The sequence below is a fragment of the Citrobacter sp. CK202 genome (genome assembly GCF_030333225.1).
Taxonomy (GTDB): Bacteria; Pseudomonadota; Gammaproteobacteria; order Enterobacterales; family Enterobacteriaceae; genus Citrobacter_B; species Citrobacter_B koseri.
Genome location: NZ_JAOWGI010000017.1, coordinates 1 through 19997, shown reverse-complemented (window position 1 = coordinate 19997; position 19997 = coordinate 1). Strand labels below are relative to the sequence as shown.

The following is a 19997-nucleotide window of genomic DNA, read 5'->3' as shown; positions in this document are numbered from 1 at the left end:
TGCGTCAACCTGTACGGGCAACGCGCATCCATTACTCCATCCGTCGTCTGACAAGCCACGTCCTTCACTTTTTGGAATGAGCTATGTCTGCAACAAAATTGACTCGCCGCGAACAACGCGCCCAGGCCCAACACTTTATCGACACCCTGGAAGGCACCGCCTTTCCGAACTCAAAACGTATTTATATTACCGGCTCACAACCGGACATCCGCATTCCGATGCGTGAAATCCAGCTAAGCCCCACGCTCATCGGCGGCGGCAAAGATAATCCGCAATACGAAGAGAACGAAGCCATCCCGGTCTATGACACCTCTGGCCCCTATGGCGATCCTGATGTCGCCATTAACGTTCAGCAGGGGCTGGCAAAACTGCGTCAGCCCTGGATTGAGGCTCGTGCAGACAGCGAAGAATTGACCGACCGTAGCTCGGCGTACACCAAAGAACGTCTGGCCGATGATGGACTGGACGAGCTGCGTTTTACGGGGCTGCTCACGCCGAAGCGCGCCAAAGCGGGCAAGTGCGTAACGCAACTGCATTATGCGCGTCAGGGGATTGTAACCCCGGAAATGGAGTTCATCGCTATTCGTGAAAACATGGGTCGTGAGCGCATTCGCGGCGATGTGTTACGCCAGCAGCATCCAGGCGTTGGGTTTGGCGCGCGCCTGCCGGAAAACATCACGCCGGAATTTGTTCGTGACGAAGTGGCCGCCGGTCGCGCGATTATCCCGGCCAACATCAACCACCCGGAATCCGAACCGATGATCATCGGACGCAACTTCCTGGTGAAGGTCAACGCCAATATCGGCAACTCAGCGGTCACTTCCTCCATTGAAGAAGAGGTGGAAAAACTGGTGTGGTCGACGCGCTGGGGCGCAGATACGGTGATGGACCTCTCAACCGGTCGCTATATTCACGAAACTCGCGAGTGGATCCTGCGTAACAGCCCGGTACCGATCGGCACCGTGCCGATCTATCAGGCGCTGGAGAAAGTGAACGGGATCGCCGAAGATCTCACCTGGGAAGCCTTCCGCGACACGCTGCTGGAGCAGGCGGAACAGGGCGTCGATTACTTCACCATCCACGCGGGCGTGCTACTGCGCTATGTGCCAATGACCGCAAAACGTCTGACCGGTATCGTCTCGCGCGGCGGTTCGATCATGGCGAAATGGTGCCTCTCTCACCATCAAGAAAACTTCCTCTACGAGCACTTCCGCGAAATCTGCGAAATCTGCGCCGCTTACGATGTCTCGCTGTCGCTGGGCGACGGTCTGCGTCCGGGATCGATTCAGGATGCGAACGACGAAGCGCAGTTTGCCGAGCTGCACACGCTGGGCGAGCTGACCAAAATTGCCTGGGAGTACGACGTGCAGGTGATGATTGAAGGCCCTGGCCACGTACCGATGCAGATGATCCGCCGTAACATGACCGAAGAGCTGGAACACTGCCACGAAGCGCCGTTCTACACCTTAGGGCCACTGACCACCGATATTGCGCCGGGCTACGACCACTTCACCTCCGGCATTGGCGCGGCAATGATTGGCTGGTTTGGCTGCGCCATGCTCTGCTACGTAACGCCAAAAGAGCACCTCGGCCTGCCGAACAAAGAGGATGTGAAACAGGGGCTGATCACCTACAAAATCGCGGCGCATGCCGCCGACCTGGCAAAAGGCCATCCTGGCGCGCAAATCCGCGATAACGCCATGTCGAAAGCCCGCTTTGAGTTCCGCTGGGAAGACCAGTTTAACCTGGCGCTTGACCCATTCACCGCCCGCGCCTACCACGACGAAACCCTGCCGCAGGAGTCCGGTAAAGTGGCGCACTTCTGCTCCATGTGCGGCCCCAAATTCTGTTCAATGAAGATCAGCCAGGAAGTCCGCGACTACGCGGCGGCGCAGACCATCGAGGTAGGAATGGCGGATATGTCAGAAAACTTCCGCGCCAAAGGCGGTGAAATCTATCTCAGGAAGGAGGAAGCATAATGTATCAGCCCGATTTCCCGGCGGTGCCTTTCCGCCTGGGGCTTTATCCGGTCGTTGATAGCGTGCAATGGATCGAACGCTTGCTGGAAGCGGGTGTCCGCACCCTCCAGCTACGTATCAAAGACAAGCGCGACGAAGAGGTGGAGGACGACGTATCAGCCGCTATCTCGCTGGGTCGCCGCTACAATGCCCGCCTGTTCATCAATGACTACTGGCGACTGGCGATCAAACACAACGCTTACGGGGTGCATCTCGGTCAGGAAGATCTGGAAACCACCGACCTGAAGGCGATTCAGGCTGCCGGGCTGCGCTTAGGCGTTTCCACCCACGATGACATGGAGATCGACATAGCGCTGGCGGCCAGACCGTCTTATATCGCACTTGGCCACGTATTCCCGACGCAAACCAAACAGATGCCGTCCGCGCCGCAAGGACTGGAGCAGCTGGCGCGCCATATTGAACGTCTTGGCGATTACCCCACCGTTGCCATCGGCGGGATCAGCCTCGAACGCGCCTCGCCGGTGCTGGAAACCGGTGTGGGCAGTATTGCCGTCGTCAGCGCCATTACCCGGGCGGAAGACTGGCGCGAAGCAACGGCGCAGTTACTGGCAATCGCGGGGGCTGGCGATGAATGATCGCGACTTTATGCGCTACAGCCGACAAATTTTGCTCGGCGATATCGCCATTGAAGGGCAGCAAAAATTGCTCACCAGCCGGGTTCTGATTGTCGGTCTGGGCGGTTTGGGCTCCCCTGCGGCGCTCTATCTGGCGGGCGCTGGCATCGGTACGCTGGTTTTAGCCGACGATGACGAAGTGCATCTGAGCAATCTGCAACGGCAAATCCTGTTCACCACAGATGATATTGCCCGCCCTAAATCCCAGGTGACAAAGCAGCGGCTGGCGCGGCTGAACCCGGATATTGAACTGCTGGCGTTACAGCAGCGCCTCACTGGCGATGCGCTCCGCCATGCGGTTGAGCGCGCCGATGTGGTGCTCGACTGTACCGACAACATGGCGACCCGTCAGGAGATCAACGCCGCCTGCGTCGCGCTGGATACTCCACTCATTACCGCCAGCGCCGTCGGCTTTGGCGGCCAGTTGATGGTGCTGACGCCGCCCTGGGAACAGGGCTGCTACCGCTGCCTGTGGCCGGATGATGAAGAACCGGAACGCAACTGCCGCACGGCAGGGATCGTCGGCCCCGTTGTCGGCGTGATGGGAACATTGCAGGCGCTGGAAGCCATCAAGTTACTGAGCGGGATGGACATCCCCGGCGGCGAGTTGCGGTTATTCGATGCCAAAACCAGCCAGTGGCGCAGTCTGGCATTGCATCGCGCCAGCGGTTGTCCGGTATGCGGAGGGCGTCATGCAGATTCAGTTCAATGATGAACCTATGCAGTGCGCTGACGGCCTGTCCGTTATCGATCTGCTCACTCAGCTTAACCAACTGAAACCAGGGGCGGCGCTGGCGCTGAATCAACAGATCCTGCCGCGTGAACAGTGGGAACAGCAAATCGTGCAGGAAGGCGACCAGATCCTGCTTTTTCAGGTTATTGCAGGGGGTTGATATGTTACGTATTGCAGATAAAACGTTTGATTCACATCTGTTCACCGGCACGGGGAAATTTGCCTCTTCACAGCTGATGGTCGAGGCGATTCGCGCTTCCGGCAGCCAGCTGGTCACGCTGGCGATGAAACGCGTGGATTTACGCCAGCACAATGACGCGATTCTGGCGCCGCTTATTGATGCCGGGGTAACGCTGCTTCCCAATACTTCCGGTGCGAAAACAGCGGAAGAAGCCATCTTCGCCGCGCAACTGGCGCGGGAAGCCCTGGGCACACACTGGCTGAAACTGGAGATTCACCCCGACGCGCGCTGGCTGCTGCCGGACCCTGTCGAAACGCTGAAAGCCGCAGAAGTGCTGGTAAAACAGGGATTCGTCGTGCTGCCCTACTGCGGCGCCGACCCGGTGTTGTGCAAACGCCTTGAGGAGGTTGGCTGCGCCGCCGTCATGCCGCTCGGTGCGCCCATTGGTTCAAATCAGGGGCTGGAGACGCGCGCGATGCTGGAGATCATCATCCAACAGGCCACCGTTCCGGTGGTGGTCGATGCCGGTATCGGCGTTCCCAGCCACGCCACACAGGCGCTGGAAATGGGCGCTGACGCGGTACTGGTGAATACGGCGATTGCGGTAGCAGATGATCCGGTGATGATGGCGCAGGCTTTTCGCCTGGCGGTTGAAGCCGGAGTTATGGCGCGTCGGGCCGTACCCGGAACGCGCAGCAGCTACGCTCAGGCCACCAGCCCGCTCACCGGATTTCTGGAGGCTTCGGCATGAAAACGTTCACCGACCGCTGGCAACAGCTGGACTGGGACGATATTCGCCTGCGCATCAACAGCAAAACCGCCGCCGATGTGGAACGGGCGCTTAACGCCACGCAACTTAGCCGCGACGACATGATGGCGCTGCTTTCACCCGCCGCCAGCGACTATCTGGAGCCGTTGGCCCAACGAGCGCAGCGCCTTACCCGTCAGCGCTTTGGCAATACCGTCAGCTTTTATGTGCCGCTGTATCTCTCCAATCTGTGCGCCAACGACTGCACTTACTGCGGCTTTTCCATGAGTAACCGCATTAAGCGCAAGACGCTGGATGAAACAGAAATAGGCCGTGAATGCGAGGCGATTCGCGAGCTGGGTTTTGAGCATCTCCTGCTGGTCACTGGCGAGCACCAGGCCAAAGTCGGCATGGACTATTTTCGTCGTCATTTGCCCGCTATCCGCCGCCAGTTTTCTTCACTCCAGATGGAAGTGCAGCCGCTGGCGGAAGAAGAGTATAGCGAGTTAAAAACGCTGGGGCTTGACGGCGTGATGGTCTACCAGGAGACCTACCATGAGGCGATTTACGCACAACACCATCTGAAAGGGAAAAAGCAGGATTTCTTCTGGCGGCTGGAAACCCCGGACAGGCTGGGTCGGGCAGGTATCGACAAAATTGGTCTCGGCGCGTTGATTGGGCTGTCTGATAGCTGGCGTGTGGACTGCTACATGGTAGCCGAGCATCTGCTCTGGATGCAGAAGCATTACTGGCAGAGCCGCTACTCTATCTCCTTCCCGCGTCTGCGCCCGTGTACTGGCGGCGTCGAACCCGCCTCCATCATGGATGAGCGCCAGTTGGTGCAAACCATTTGCGCATTTCGTCTGCTGGCGCCGGAGATTGAGCTGTCGCTCTCAACGCGCGAATCGCCGTGGTTTCGCGATCACGTTATTCCTTTGGCGATTAATAACGTCAGCGCATTTTCAAAAACGCAGCCAGGCGGCTATGCCGATAATCATCCCGAGCTGGAGCAATTTTCTCCTCATGACGATCGCCGACCGGAAGCCGTTGCTAATGCACTGACCGCACAGGGGTTACAGCCCGTCTGGAAAGACTGGGATAGTTATCTGGGGCGTGCTTCGCAAACATAATACACGAACGTGACACGGCGTAATTTTTTTGTGTGCCGGTGCGTAATACAAAAAACGGGAGATTGTCGTCAGTCTCCCGTTTTTTTATGTTGTCATGGTCGGCAGCGGACGCTGACCAGGGCGAAAAATTCCTTCCTCATTTCGCCCTGCCTTCACATCTGGTCAGACGGTCTTTGCAGACCCCATCGGATTACTGCAACCGGTTTCAGTTTTTGTGTGATGCTTTACACACATTCACTTTAAGACGGTTGTTCTCCCCCCGGCCACAGGCTAAAGATGAAGAACCAAGGGAACCGTGAGAGCCGATTATGAAGAATATCGTTTTATGCTGTGCCGCCGGGATGTCCACCAGCATGCTGGTGCAACGGATGAAAGACGCCGCTCAGAAGAAAGGGGTTGAAGTCAGTATCAAAGCTGTTCCGGTGGCTGAATTTAAAGAAAACATCGCCACTGCGGATATTGTTTTGCTTGGCCCTCAGGTCAAGTATGAACAGGCGAAATTGCAGGCGCTTGCCGACCCCTTAGGTAAAAAGGTCGCGGTTATCGACATGATGGATTACGGCATGATGAAAGGCGATGCCGTGCTGGAAAAAGCCCTCAAGCTCATGGAGTAATAGCATGGAAGAGTTAGAGACGATCATCATGGAGCTGCTGGTCAACGCAGGCGCAGCCCGTAGTTCGGCACTGACCGCACTGCAACTGGCGCGAAAAGGCGATTTTGCTGGCGCCGAGAAAGCGATGGAAGAGTCGCGCGAGTTTGTCAAACTGGCACACGGCATCCAGACAAAGCTGATTGGGATTGATGAAGGAACCGGAAAACTGCCTGTTAATCTGATCACCGTTCATTCCCAGGATCATCTGATGAACGCGATGGTTATTCAGGATTTGGCAGGCGATATGATTGAGCTTTATCGTCGGTTGCCGCTGGTAAATTAAAGCGTACCGCAGACCCGTTGCCGGATGGCGGCTACGCCTTATCCGGCCTACAAGTCCACCCCGTAATCCGTAGTATCCGTAGGCCTGATAAGCAAAGCGCCATCAGGCGGCCTACAAGTCCACCCCGTGTCCGTAGGCCTGATAAGCAAAGCGCCATCAGGCATAAAAAAACCCGCCGAAGCGGGTTTTTTATTATGGTCAGCAACGATTAATCGTTATCAGAACCGCCCAGGCCTGCGTTCAGCAGTTCTGCCAGGCTGGCAGACGCATCTTCAGCAGTCACCTGCGGTGCAGCCGGGAGTTCACCCGCAGCACGGCGGCGCATACGATCCTGGTGGTACGCATAACCGGTACCAGCCGGGATCAGACGACCCACGATAACGTTCTCTTTCAGGCCACGCAGTTCGTCGCGTTTACCCGCAACGGCTGCTTCGGTCAGGACACGCGTGGTCTCCTGGAACGATGCCGCAGAGATGAAGGACTCGGTTGCCAGAGACGCTTTGGTGATACCCAGCAGATCGCGGGAGAACGTTGCACCCACTTTGCCGTTCGCTTCCAGGTCGCGGTTAGCGATCTTGACGCGGGAGTATTCAACCTGCTCGCCTTCCAGGAAGTCGGAGCTACCTGCGTTTTCGATGGTGGCTTTACGCAGCATCTGACGAACGATAACTTCGATGTGTTTATCGTTAATCTTAACGCCCTGCAGACGGTATACGTCCTGTACTTCGTTAACGATGTAACGAGTAACAGCATGAACACCACGCAGACGCAGAATGTCGTGCGGCGCTTCCGGGCCGTCGGAAACCACGTCACCACGTTCTACACGTTCACCTTCGAACACGTTGAGCTGACGCCATTTCGGAATCATCTCTTCGTACGGCTCGCTACCATCTACCGGGGTGATAACCAGACGACGTTTACCTTTGGTTTCTTTACCGAAGGAAATGATGCCGCTGATTTCAGCCAGGATTGCCGGCTCTTTCGGACGACGCGCTTCGAACAGGTCAGCAACGCGCGGCAGACCACCGGTAATATCCTTGGTACCGCCGGATTCCTGCGGAACACGCGCCAGGGTGTCACCAGAACTGATCTGTACGCCATCTTCCAGCTGAACAATCGCTTTACCCGGCAGGAAGTACTGCGCAGGCATATCGGTGCCAGGGATCAGAACGTCGTTACCCTGAGCATCAACGATTTTCAGCGCCGGACGCAGGTCTTTACCACCCGTAGTACGCTCTGCGGAATCCAGGACCACCAGAGAAGACAGACCGGTCAGCTCGTCAGTCTGACGAGTAATGGTCTGGCCGTCGATCATGTCAGTGAAGCGGACAAAACCACTTACTTCGGTGATAACCGGCATGGTGTGCGGGTCCCAGTTTGCAACGGTTTCGCCGCCAGCAACCTGCTCGCCATCACCTTTCGCCATAACAGAGCCGTAAGGCACTTTATAGCTCTCTTTGGTACGACCAAATTCGTCGATCAGTTTCAGCTCGGTGTTACGGGAGGTGATAACCAGTTTACCGCTGGAGTTCACAACCGACTTCGCATTGCTCAGACGGATGCTACCTTTGTTTTTCACCTGGATGCTGGATTCAGCAGCCGCACGAGATGCCGCACCACCGATGTGGAACGTACGCATCGTCAGCTGTGTACCCGGCTCACCGATGGACTGTGCCGCGATAACGCCGATAGCTTCACCTTTGTTGATGATGTGGCCACGCGCCAGGTCACGACCGTAGCAGTGCGCACATACACCAAAGTCGGTGTCACAGGATACAACGGAACGCACTTTAACGGCGTCAACAGAGTTCTCTTCCAGCAGGTCACACCACTGTTCGTGCAGCAGCGTGTTGCGCGGAACCAGAATATCTGCGGTGCCCGGCTTCAGTACGTCTTCAGCAGTCACGCGACCCAGTACGCGATCGCGCAGCGGCTCTTTAACGTCGCCACCCTCGATAACCGGAGTCATCAGGATACCTTCGTGAGTGCCGCAGTCGTCTTCAGTCACCACCAGATCCTGCGCAACGTCAACCAGACGACGAGTCAGGTAACCGGAGTTCGCTGTTTTCAGTGCGGTATCCGCCAGACCTTTACGCGCACCGTGAGTGGAGATGAAGTACTGGAGTACGTTCAGACCTTCACGGAAGTTCGCGGTGATTGGCGTTTCGATGATGGAGCCATCTGGCTTCGCCATCAGACCACGCATACCAGCAAGCTGACGAATCTGTGCCGCAGAACCACGCGCACCGGAGTCGGCCATCATGTAGATGCTGTTGAAGGAAACCTGCTGCTCTTCCTGACCGTCACGGTTAATCACGGTTTCGGTCTGTAGGTTGTCCATCATCGCCTTGGATACACGATCGTTCGCCGCAGCCCAGATATCGATAACTTTGTTATAGCGTTCGCCCGCTGTTACCAGACCAGACTGGAACTGTTCCTGGATCTCAGCAACTTCGGCTTCCGCTTCGGAGATGATCTCGTGTTTCTTCTCCGGGATAACCATATCGTCGATACCAACGGATGCACCTGAACGCGCTGCATAAGCAAAGCCGGTGTACATCGTCTGGTCCGCAAAAATAACGGTCGGTTTCAGGCCCAGAATACGGTAGCAGGTGTTCAGCATTTTAGAGATGGCTTTCTTACCCAGCGCCTGGTTGACGATGGAGAAAGGCAGACCTTTCGGTACGATCATCCACAGAATGGCACGGCCGATGGTCGTGTCTTTCAGGCTGGTTTTCGCCACGAATTCGCCGTTAGCATCTTTTTCGTATTCGGTGATACGCACTTTAACGCGCGCATGCAGAGAGGCCAGGCCAGCGCGATAAATACGCTCAGCTTCTTTCGGGCCAGTCAGCACCATGCCTTCGCCTTTGGCGTTAACACAGTCACGGGTCATGTAGTACAGACCCAATACAACGTCCTGAGACGGAACGATGATAGGTTCGCCGTTCGCCGGGGACAGGATGTTGTTGGTAGACATCATCAGCGCACGCGCTTCCAACTGGGCTTCCAGCGTCAGCGGTACGTGAACAGCCATCTGGTCACCATCGAAGTCGGCGTTATATGCCGCACAAACCAGCGGGTGCAGCTGGATAGCTTTACCTTCGATCAGTACCGGTTCAAATGCCTGGATACCCAAACGGTGCAGTGTTGGCGCACGGTTCAGCAGTACCGGGTGTTCACGGATAACTTCGTCCAGGATATCCCAAACGACAGCTTCTTCACGCTCAACCATTTTCTTCGCGGCTTTGATGGTGGTGGCGAGGCCACGCAGTTCCAGCTTGCCGTAGATGAACGGTTTGAACAGCTCCAGCGCCATTTTCTTCGGCAGACCGCACTGATGCAGACGCAGGTATGGACCTACGGTAATAACAGAACGACCGGAGTAGTCAACACGCTTACCGAGCAGGTTCTGACGGAAACGACCCTGTTTACCTTTGATCATGTCGGCCAAAGATTTCAGAGGACGTTTGTTAGAACCGGTGATCGCACGACCGCGACGACCGTTATCCAGCAGGGCGTCAACCGCTTCCTGCAACATACGTTTTTCGTTACGTACGATGATGTCCGGCGCAGCCAGATCCAGCAGACGTTTCAGACGGTTGTTACGGTTGATCACGCGACGATACAGATCGTTCAGATCCGACGTTGCGAAACGACCACCATCCAGCGGAACCAGCGGACGCAGATCTGGCGGCAGAACCGGCAGAACGGTCAGGATCATCCACTCTGGTTTGTTACCAGACTGAACGAACGCTTCCAGCAGTTTGATACGCTTGGTCAGCTTTTTACGCTTGGTTTCGGAGTTGGTTTCGTTCAGCTCTTCGCGCAGAGTTTCACACTCTTGCTCCAGATCCATACTCTTCAGCAGGGCCTGAATAGCTTCCGCACCCATCTTCGCGTCGAATTCGTCACCGAACTCTTCCAGCGCGTCCAGATACTGTTCTTCAGTCAGGATCTGCTGGCGTTCCAGGTTAGTCATACCGCCTTCGATAACCACATAGGATTCGAAGTACAGCACGCGTTCGATATCGCGCAGCGGCATATCGAGCAGCAGGCCGATACGAGACGGCAGAGATTTCAGGAACCAGATGTGAGCAGTCGGGGACGCCAGCTCGATGTGGCCCATACGCTCACGGCGTACTTTAGTTTGGGTCACTTCAACGCCGCACTTCTCACAGATCACACCACGGTGTTTCAGGCGCTTGTACTTACCGCACAGGCACTCGTAATCTTTTACCGGCCCGAAGATACGGGCGCAGAAAAGGCCGTCACGCTCAGGCTTGAACGTACGGTAGTTGATGGTTTCCGGCTTTTTAACTTCACCGAAAGACCATGAACGGATCATGTCTGGCGAAGCCAGAGCAATTTTGATCGCATCAAACTCTTCGGTTTTAGTTTGCGCTTTCAGAAACTTTAATAAGTCTTTCACGGATTTGCTCCCGTCGGAGTTAGCACATTCCGCTGCCGGGTATTACCCCGGAAGCAGTGACCTGTTTGAGCGAGAATTACTCGTCTTCCAGTTCGATGTTGATACCCAGCGAACGAATCTCTTTCAACAATACGTTGAAGGATTCCGGCATGCCCGGTTCCATCTGATGGTTGCCGTCCACGATGTTCTTATACATCTTAGTACGGCCATTCACGTCATCAGACTTAACGGTGAGCATTTCCTGCAAGGTGTATGCTGCGCCGTATGCTTCCAGCGCCCACACTTCCATCTCCCCGAAGCGCTGACCACCGAACTGCGCCTTACCACCCAGCGGCTGCTGAGTAACCAGGCTGTAGGAACCGGTGGAACGAGCGTGCATTTTGTCGTCGACCAGGTGGTTCAGTTTCAGCATGTACATGTAACCTACGGTTACCGAACGCTCGAACTGTTCACCGGTACGGCCGTCAAACAGCGTGATCTGGCCGGAAGTCGGCAGGTCACCCAGTTTCAGCAGCTCTTTAATTTCCGCTTCTTTCGCACCGTCGAACACCGGCGTTGCGATCGGCATACCTTTGCGCAGGTTTTCAGCCAGACGCAGAACTTCTTCATCGCTGAAGGTATTCAGGTCAACTTTCTGACGAACGTCAGCGCCCAGATCGTACGCACGCTGGATGAATTCGCGCAGTTTCGCGACTTCCTGCTGCTGTTTCAGCATGGCGTTGATCTTATCGCCGATACCTTTCGCAGCCATACCCAGGTGGGTTTCCAGAATCTGACCGATGTTCATACGAGACGGTACGCCCAGCGGGTTCAGTACGATGTCTACCGGCGTGCCGTTTTCATCGTAAGGCATATCTTCGATCGGGTTGATCTTAGAAATTACACCCTTGTTACCGTGACGACCTGCCATCTTGTCACCAGGCTGGATACGGCGTTTAACCGCCAGATATACCTTAACAATCTTCAGCACGCCCGGTGCCAGATCGTCGCCCTGAGTGATTTTGCGGCGTTTCGCTTCGAGTTTTTTCTCGAACTCGTGTTTCAGTTCGTCGTACTGCTCAGCCAGTTGCTCCAGCTGATTTTGTTTCTCTTCGTCGGTCAGGCCCAGTTCCAGCCAGCGATCGCGCGGCAGTTTGTCGAGCTTCTCAGCTTCAACGCCACCGGAAACCAGCACAGCGTGGATACGGCTAAACAGGCCAGCTTCGAGGATCTGCAATTCTTCAGACAGGTCTTTCTTCGCCTGCTTCAGCTGCATCTCTTCGATTTCCAGCGCACGTTTGTCTTTTTCTACGCCATCGCGAGTAAAGACCTGAACGTCGATAACCGTACCGGAAACACCGTTTGGTACGCGCAGAGAAGAGTCTTTAACGTCAGACGCTTTCTCACCGAAGATCGCACGCAGCAGTTTCTCTTCTGGCGTCAGTTGGGTTTCACCTTTCGGCGTTACCTTACCAACCAGAATGTCGCCGCCGGTCACTTCCGCACCGATGTAAACGATACCGGATTCATCCAGTTTAGAGAGCGCAGCTTCACCCACGTTCGGGATATCAGCGGTGATCTCTTCCGGCCCCAGCTTGGTGTCACGGGACACACAGGCCAGTTCCTGAATGTGGATGGTGGTGAAACGGTCTTCCTGGACAACACGCTCGGAAACGAGGATGGAGTCTTCGAAGTTGTAGCCGTTCCACGGCATGAACGCTACGCGCATGTTCTGGCCCAGCGCCAGTTCACCGAGATCGGTGGACGGACCGTCAGCCAGCACGTCGCCGCGCTCAACCGGCTCACCCAGAGAAACACACGGCATCTGGTTGATACAGGTGTTCTGGTTAGAGCGGGTGTATTTGGTCAGGTTGTAGATGTCGATGCCTGCTTCGCCCGGGTACATCTCGTCTTCGTTAACTTTGATAACGATACGGGACGCATCCACGTACTGAACAGTACCGCCACGTTTAGCAACCGCAGTTACACCGGAGTCAACGGCAACAGCACGTTCCATACCGGTACCAACCAGCGGCTTATCAGCGCGCAGAGTCGGAACCGCCTGACGTTGCATGTTCGCACCCATCAATGCACGGTTGGCGTCATCGTGTTCCAGGAACGGGATCAGGGACGCACCGACGGAAACCACCTGCTGAGTGGAAACGTCCATGTAGTCGACCTGGTCGCGGCTGAACAAGCTGGATTCGCCTTTGCTACGGCAGGTAACCAGATCTTCTACAAAGTGGCCTTCGTCATCCAGGTTGGAGTTCGCCTGAGCGATAACGTAGTTACCTTCTTCGATAGCAGACAGGTAATGAATTTCGTCAGTCACAACGCCGTCGGTGACTTTACGATACGGCGTCTCGAGGAAACCGTATTCGTTAGTCTGTGCGTACACGGACAGGGAGTTGATCAGACCGATGTTCGGACCTTCAGGCGTTTCGATAGGACATACGCGACCGTAGTGGGTCGGGTGTACGTCTCGAACTTCGAAGCCTGCGCGTTCACGGGTCAGACCGCCTGGGCCGAGTGCGGAGATACGACGTTTGTGCGTAATCTCAGACAGCGGGTTGTTCTGGTCCATAAACTGAGACAGCTGGCTGGAGCCGAAGAACTCTTTCACTGCCGCAGAAATCGGTTTGGCGTTGATCATGTCCTGAGGCATCAGGGTATCCAGATCGCCCAGAGACAGACGCTCTTTCACCGCACGCTCAACACGCACCAGGCCAACGCGGAATTGGTTTTCCGCCATTTCGCCTACGGAACGGATACGACGGTTGCCGAGGTGGTCGATATCATCGACTTCGCCTTTACCGTTACGGATATCAATGAGCTTCTTCATCACGTCAATGATGTCGTCTTTGCTCAGGATACCGGAACCTTCAATTTCATCGCGCAGCAGAGAACGGTTGAACTTCATACGACCAACCGCAGACAGGTCATAGCGGTCTTCGGAGAAGAACAGGTTCTCAAACAGGCTTTCAGCCGCTTCACGAGTCGGCGGCTCACCCGGGCGCATCATGCGGTAGATTTCTACCAGCGCGCTCAGACGATCGTTGGTCGGGTCGATGCGTACCGTTTCAGAAATGTACGGGCCGTGATCCAGATCGTTGGTGAACAGCGTTTCGATACGCTTGTGGCCAGACTGGCTCAACTTCGCCAGCAGATCCAGGCTCAGCTCCATGTTCGCTGCGCAGATCAGCTCGCCAGTTGATTCGTCAACATAGTCTTTAGACGCCACTTTACCCGCGATGTACTCAACCGGAACTTCGATATGTTTGATATCGTCTTTTTCCAGCTGGCGAATGTGGCGCGCAGTAATGCGACGACCTTTTTCGACGTACACTTTGCCGTTGGCTTCGATGTCAAAGGAGGCGGTTTCACCACGCAGGCGTTCCGGCACCAGTTCCATCTGCAACTTGTTGTCGCGGATCTCGAAGATCACTTTCTCAAAGAACAGGTCCAGGATCTGTTCAGTGGTGTATTGCAGTGCACGCAGAATGATGGTCGCAGGCAGTTTACGACGACGGTCGATACGGACAAACAGGTTGTCTTTCGGATCGAACTCAAAGTCCAGCCATGAACCACGGTAAGGAATGATGCGCGCGTTATACAGTACTTTACCGGAAGAGTGAGTTTTACCTTTATCGCTGTCGAAGAAGACACCCGGGCTACGATGCAGCTGGGAAACGATAACACGCTCAGTACCGTTGATAACGAAAGTACCGTTGTCGGTCATGAGCGGAATTTCGCCCATGTAGACTTCTTGTTCTTTAATGTCTTTTACGGTGCCTTCCGGCGCTTCGCGCTCGTAGATCACCAGACGCAGTTTTACGCGCAGCGGTGCGGAATAGGTCACGCCACGGATCTGACATTCCTGAACGTCAAACACCGGTTCGCCAAGGCGGTAGCTGACGTATTGCAGCTCGGAATTACCGCTGTAGCTCTGAATCGGGAACACGGAACGGAATGCAGCTTCCAGACCGTACTGCCCTTCAGGATCTTGCTCGATAAACTTCTGAAACGAGTCAAGCTGGATAGAAAGGAGATAAGGTACATCCAGAACTTGTGGACGTTTACCAAAATCCTTACGAATACGTTTTTTCTCGGTATAGGAGTAAACCATAGGGTTCCTCAGCTCGCTGACAAGTCGACCCATCTGTCCTGCGGAGGGACAGTTTGTGCAACACTATTTTGTTGACCGGAAAATGGAATACTTTCCGCAATGCCTGTTGCTATCACGCTTAAACCATTTCATTGCGATTTACACAGAACGGGCGTTCTGTCGCAGTATATTAAGTCGTCGATAGAAACAAGCATTGTCAGGACAACCAGTAGTCAAACAGTGTGAAACGCTACTGGCGCCTTACAGCGCAAAAAGGCTGGTGACTAAAAAGTCACCAGCCATCAGCCTAATTTCTTAGGCTGCAACCGGAAGGGTTGGCTTATTTAACTTCAACTTCAGCGCCAGCTTCTTCCAGAGATTTTTTCAGAGCTTCAGCGTCATCTTTGCTCACGCCTTCTTTCAGAGCGGCCGGAGCAGATTCTACCAGGTCTTTAGCTTCTTTCAGACCCAGGCCAGTTGCGCCACGTACTGCTTTGATAACAGCAACTTTGTTAGCGCCAGCAGCTTTCAGAATTACGTCGAATTCAGTTTTTTCTTCAGCAGCTTCAACCGGGCCAGCAGCTACAGCTACAGCAGCAGCAGCGGAAACACCGAATTTTTCTTCCATTGCAGAGATCAGTTCTACAACGTCCATTACGGACATAGCGGATACTGCTTCAATGATTTGATCTTTAGTGATAGACATTTAAATTGTTCCTGAATATCAGAATAAGTTTATACGTAAGCGGATGCGTTACAAAGATAACTGCGATTAAGCAGCTTCTTTCGCATCGCGTACAGCAGCCAGAGTACGAACCAGTTTGCCAGCCGAAGCTTCTTTCATGGTTGCCATCAGGCGTGCAATTGCTTCTTCGTAGGTCGGCAGAGTTGCCAGGCGGTCGATCTGAGACGCCGGGATCAGCTCACCTTCAAAGGCAGCGGCTTTGACCTCAAATTTTGCATTCGCTTTCGCGAACTCTTTGAACAGACGAGCAGCAGCGCCCGGGTGTTCCATAGAGTATGCAATCAGGGTCGGACCAACAAACGTGTCTTTCAGGCACTCGAACGGAGTACCTTCAACGACGCGGCGCAGCAGGGTGTTACGAACAACACGCATGTAAACGCCAGCTTCACGACCTGCTTTACGCAGTTCAGTCATTTTATCTACAGTTACGCCACGGGAATCCGCAACTACTGCAGACAGCGCGCCTTTGGCTACTTCGCTGACTTCAGCAACAATCGCTTGTTTGTCTTGAAGATTTAAAGCCATTAGCTTTGCTCCTGGATGTTTGCCAGAGCTCATGCTCTGGAACTCACTTCACTCTCCTCAACGAGGAGAGCGTCTTAATACGGTGAGCAGAAACAAGCCAGAGTATAAAAAATAATCTTAGCGTTCTGTCACCGTCTACGCAGGGCATTAAGTTTCTTACGAAACACCTGCGGTCTTCGACGGAGGCCTGGATAGGCCAGGCTCCAACGAACAAATCTTGTCTATGACTTCGCCCTTTGAACCGTAGCCGCGTTAGCTGCTACAATTCAAATGACTCGCATAGAGTTCTGTTTATTTCAACAGAAACGTGGGGGTAAGATTGTAGACAAAATCACCGCCCACGTAAAGGCGAATATTAGTTCGCCACAGTCGCAGTCAGACCGGACTGATCAACGGCAACACCAGCACCCATGGTGGTGGAGATGCTAACTTTCTTGATGTACACGCCTTTCGCCTGAGTCGGTTTTGCTTTTTTCAGCGCAACCAGCAGAGCTTCCAGGTTTTCTTTCAGTTTGTCAGCGTCAAAATCCACTTTACCGATGGTGGTGTGGATGATGCCGTTTTTGTCGTTACGGTAACGAACCTGACCAGCTTTAGCGTTCTTAACCGCTTCAGCAACGTTAGGCGTTACAGTACCCACTTTCGGGTTCGGCATCAGGCCACGCGGACCCAGAACCTGGCCCAGCTGGCCAACAACGCGCATTGCATCCGGGGAAGCAATAACAACGTCAAAGTTCATTTCGCCTTTCTTGATCTGTTCAGCCAGATCTTCCATACCTACCAGTTCAGCGCCAGCAGCTTTAGCAGCTTCAGCGTTTGCACCCTGGGTAAATACGGCTACGCGAACGGAACGGCCAGTACCGTGCGGCAGTACAGTTGCGCCACGTACGTTCTGGTCAGATTTACGCGCGTCGATGCCGAGGTTAACGGCAACGTCTACGCTTTCTACGAACTTAGCAGTGGCCAGTTCTTTCAGCAGAGAGATAGCTTCGTTGATGTCGTACTGTTTGGTCGCATCAACTTTCTCACGGATCACACGCATGCGCTTGGTCAGTTTAGCCATTTCTTAGTCCTCCACTACCAGGCCCATGGAACGTGCAGTACCTTCGATGGAGCGAGTCATCGCTTCAATGTCGGCACCAGTCATGTCGGCAGCTTTGGTCTGCGCGATTTCCTGCAGCTGAGCGCGGGAAATTTTACCTACTTTGTCTTTGTTCGGCTTGCCGGAACCAGACTTAATACCAGCCGCTTTCTTCAGCAGAACTGCTGCCGGAGGCGTTTTGGTAATGAAGGTGAAAGAACGGTCAGCGTAAACGGTGATAACAACCGGAATCGGCAGACCTTTTTCGATGGAATCAGTTTTTGCGTTGAACGCTTTGCAGAATTCCATGATGTTTACGCCCTGCTGACCCAGAGCCGGACCTACTGGCGGACTCGGGTTAGCCATACCAGCTGCAACTTGCAGCTTGACGTAGGCTTGTACTTTCTTAGCCATTGCAATTTCCTCGTTTGGGTATAACGCCTGAAAACAGGCTCCCCGTGATATAAAAAATCGTTTTACGGGCCAGGCCCATAAAAACAAAAGGCGCGAAATTGTATTCCAATCTCGCGCCTTGTGCAACGATTAAATCGCCGCTTTTTTGATCGCTGCTTAGGCTTTCTCAACCTGGGCAAAGTCCAGTTCTACCGGGGTCGCACGACCAAAGATAGAAACAGACACCTTCAGGCGGGACTTCTCGTAGTCCACTTCTTCAACAACGCCGTTAAAGTCAGCAAACGGACCGTCGTTAACACGAACCATTTCACCCGGTTCAAACAGCGTTTTCGGACGCGGTTTATCACCGACCTGTTGCAGGCGGTTCATGATCGCATCAACTTCTTTGTCGCTGATTGGCGCCGGACGGTCAGATGTACCGCCGATGAAGCCCATCACACGCGGAACACTGCGCACCAGGTGCCAGCTTGCGTCGTTCATCACCATCTGAACCAGGACGTAGCCCGGGAAGAATTTGCGCTCGCTTTTGCGACGCTGGCCGCCACGGATTTCGACCACTTCTTCGGTCGGCACCATGACTTCACCAAACAACTCTTCCATATTGTGTAATTTGATATGCTCACGCAGCGATGTTGCTACGCGGCCTTCAAAACCGGAAAACGCCTGAACGACGTACCAGCGCTTTTTAGGAGCTTCAGACATCTCAGAACCTCAGGCCAGTGATAAAGGATACCAGGCGAACCAGAATACCATCCAGTCCCCACAGGATCAGTGACATTACTGCGGTAACCGCAGCCACAATCAGCGTGGTGTGCAATGTTTCCTGGCGAGTCGGCCAAATGACCTTACGGACTTCGGTACGCGCTTCACGGGCAAAAGCAACGGTTGCTTTACCTTTTGTCGTCAACAGCGCGACACCACCCGCTGCAGCAATCAGAATTACTACGGCCAGCGCACGCAGCGGCAGCATCATGTCGCGATAGAGGTAGTTGCCCACAATAGCCACAAGCAGCAATGCGACAACAACGACCCACTTCATCGCTTCCAGGCCGCGCCCGCTTCCTTGAGCTTCGGTATTCGCACTCATAAACCAACCTGTCAGAAGTATTCTACAAACATTTTCACCCCGCGTATGCGAGGCAATCCAAACCGAAATGCTCTGTGTTGCGTTTCGGACTAAACGCCCTCAGCAGAGCCTGTCTCAGCAATGATTATGACAAAAAAAATCACTGATGAGCCAGGTTCTGATGTGAAAGCGTGCAAAAAGGGCATCAAATGATGCCCTTTTATTGCGCATTGCGTCAAATGTTATCAGCGATTAGCCGAGAACTTTAGCAACCACGCCTGCGCCAACAGTACGGCCGCCTTCACGGATTGCGAAACGCAGACCGTCGTCCATCGCGATCGGGTGGATCAGGGTAACAACCATTTTGATGTTGTCGCCCGGCATTACCATCTCTACGCCTTCCGGCAGTTCGATGGTGCCAGTCACGTCAGTTGTACGGAAGTAGAACTGCGGACGGTAGCCTTTGAAGAACGGAGTATGACGGCCGCCTTCGTCTTTGGACAGGATATAAACTTCAGATTCGAACTTGGTGTGCGGCTTGATGGAACCCGGCTTAGCCAGTACCTGACCACGTTCGATTTCTTCACGTTTGATACCACGCAGCAGAACACCTACGTTCTCACCAGCACGGCCTTCGTCCAGCAGTTTGCGGAACATTTCAACGCCAGTACAGGTAGACTTCGCAGTCTCTTTGATACCAACGATTTCAACTTCTTCGCCCACTTTGATGATACCGCGCTCTACACGACCGGTAACAACGGTACCACGACCGGAGATGGAGAATACGTCTTCGATCGGCAGCAGGAACGGCTTGTCAATCGCACGCTCTGGTTCCGGGATGTAGGAATCCAGGTAGCCAGCCAGTTCGATGATTTTCGCTTCCCACTCAGCTTCGCCTTCCAGCGCTTTCAGAGCAGAACCACGAACGATCGGCGTGTCGTCGCCCGGGAAATCGTACTGAGACAGCAGTTCACGCACTTCCATCTCAACCAGTTCCAGCAGCTCTTCGTCATCAACCATGTCGCATTTGTTCAGGAACACGATGATGTACGGAACACCTACCTGACGACCCAGCAGGATGTGCTCACGGGTCTGCGGCATCGGGCCGTCAGTCGCAGCAACAACCAGGATCGCGCCGTCCATCTGCGCAGCACCGGTGATCATGTTTTTAACATAGTCGGCGTGGCCCGGGCAGTCTACGTGCGCGTAGTGGCGAGTCGGGGTGTCGTATTCAACGTGAGAAGTGTTGATGGTGATACCACGAGCTTT

General features: G+C 54.3%; 17 protein-coding genes. 8 read left to right on the top strand and 9 right to left on the bottom strand.

What is annotated here, in order from left to right:
* Positions 1 to 83 precede the first annotated feature (83 nt).
* The 8 genes from thiC to OGX84_RS02730 all read left to right on the top strand — a co-directional run bounded on the left by thiC (position 84) and on the right by OGX84_RS02730 (position 6381).
* Positions 84 to 1979 carry a phosphomethylpyrimidine synthase ThiC gene (gene thiC, locus OGX84_RS02765; RefSeq protein WP_012133801.1) on the top strand — a complete coding sequence of 632 codons (1896 nt, stop codon included), beginning with the start codon at positions 84 to 86 and terminating at the stop codon, positions 1977 to 1979.
* Positions 1979 to 2614, top strand: coding sequence for a thiamine phosphate synthase (gene thiE / locus OGX84_RS02760; protein WP_112001739.1), 636 nt, complete (start codon positions 1979 to 1981; stop codon positions 2612 to 2614). Before thiC ends, thiE begins: the two co-directional genes overlap by 1 nt.
* On the top strand, positions 2607 to 3365 hold the full coding sequence (gene thiF / locus OGX84_RS02755; RefSeq protein WP_112001738.1) for a thiazole biosynthesis adenylyltransferase ThiF: 759 nt from the start codon (positions 2607 to 2609) through the stop codon (positions 3363 to 3365). The genes thiE and thiF overlap by 8 nt, the downstream gene beginning before the upstream one ends.
* Positions 3346 to 3546, top strand: a complete 201-nt coding sequence (gene thiS / locus OGX84_RS02750; protein ID WP_012133804.1) for a sulfur carrier protein ThiS — start codon at positions 3346 to 3348, stop codon at positions 3544 to 3546. Before thiF ends, thiS begins: the two co-directional genes overlap by 20 nt.
* Position 3547: 1 nt before the next feature.
* Positions 3548 to 4318, top strand: a complete 771-nt coding sequence (thiG, locus tag OGX84_RS02745; RefSeq protein ID WP_286457352.1) for a thiazole synthase — start codon at positions 3548 to 3550, stop codon at positions 4316 to 4318.
* Complete coding sequence (thiH, locus tag OGX84_RS02740) at positions 4315 to 5445, top strand: 2-iminoacetate synthase ThiH (RefSeq protein ID WP_012133806.1); 1131 nt, start codon at positions 4315 to 4317, stop codon at positions 5443 to 5445. Before thiG ends, thiH begins: the two co-directional genes overlap by 4 nt.
* A gap of 308 nt (positions 5446 to 5753) precedes the next feature.
* Complete coding sequence (locus OGX84_RS02735; RefSeq protein WP_012133808.1) at positions 5754 to 6059, top strand: PTS sugar transporter subunit IIB; 306 nt, start codon at positions 5754 to 5756, stop codon at positions 6057 to 6059.
* Positions 6060 to 6063: 4 nt separating this feature from the next.
* On the top strand, positions 6064 to 6381 hold the full coding sequence (locus OGX84_RS02730) for a PTS lactose/cellobiose transporter subunit IIA (RefSeq protein WP_012133809.1): 318 nt from the start codon (positions 6064 to 6066) through the stop codon (positions 6379 to 6381).
* 208 nt (positions 6382 to 6589) lie between these two features.
* Here the strand turns inward: OGX84_RS02730 and rpoC are convergent, their stop codons facing one another.
* From rpoC to tuf, 9 genes are all read right to left on the bottom strand, one after another.
* Complete coding sequence (gene rpoC / locus OGX84_RS02725; protein WP_012133810.1) at positions 6590 to 10813, bottom strand: DNA-directed RNA polymerase subunit beta'; 4224 nt, start codon at positions 10811 to 10813, stop codon at positions 6590 to 6592.
* Between the two features lie 76 nt (positions 10814 to 10889).
* Positions 10890 to 14918 carry a DNA-directed RNA polymerase subunit beta gene (rpoB, locus tag OGX84_RS02720; protein WP_024130652.1) on the bottom strand — a complete coding sequence of 1343 codons (4029 nt, stop codon included), beginning with the start codon at positions 14916 to 14918 and terminating at the stop codon, positions 10890 to 10892.
* Between the two features lie 319 nt (positions 14919 to 15237).
* Positions 15238 to 15603, bottom strand: a complete 366-nt coding sequence (rplL, locus tag OGX84_RS02715; RefSeq protein ID WP_012133812.1) for a 50S ribosomal protein L7/L12 — start codon at positions 15601 to 15603, stop codon at positions 15238 to 15240.
* A gap of 66 nt (positions 15604 to 15669) precedes the next feature.
* Positions 15670 to 16167: a 50S ribosomal protein L10 gene (rplJ, locus tag OGX84_RS02710; RefSeq protein WP_004097644.1), complete on the bottom strand. Its 498-nt coding sequence runs from the start codon at positions 16165 to 16167 to the stop codon at positions 15670 to 15672.
* Between the two features lie 355 nt (positions 16168 to 16522).
* Complete coding sequence (gene rplA, locus OGX84_RS02705; protein WP_012133813.1) at positions 16523 to 17230, bottom strand: 50S ribosomal protein L1; 708 nt, start codon at positions 17228 to 17230, stop codon at positions 16523 to 16525.
* A 3-nt stretch (positions 17231 to 17233) separates the two neighbouring features.
* A complete protein-coding gene (rplK, locus tag OGX84_RS02700) occupies positions 17234 to 17662 on the bottom strand; it encodes a 50S ribosomal protein L11 (protein WP_012133815.1) in 429 nt (142 codons plus the stop codon).
* A gap of 156 nt (positions 17663 to 17818) precedes the next feature.
* Positions 17819 to 18364, bottom strand: coding sequence for a transcription termination/antitermination protein NusG (nusG, locus tag OGX84_RS02695; protein ID WP_003862341.1), 546 nt, complete (start codon positions 18362 to 18364; stop codon positions 17819 to 17821).
* Between the two features lies 1 nt (position 18365).
* A complete protein-coding gene (gene secE, locus OGX84_RS02690) occupies positions 18366 to 18749 on the bottom strand; it encodes a preprotein translocase subunit SecE (protein ID WP_012133816.1) in 384 nt (127 codons plus the stop codon).
* 231 nt (positions 18750 to 18980) lie between these two features.
* A partial coding sequence (tuf, locus tag OGX84_RS02685; RefSeq protein WP_286457351.1) for an elongation factor Tu occupies positions 18981 to 19997 on the bottom strand: 1017 nt, incomplete at its 5' end.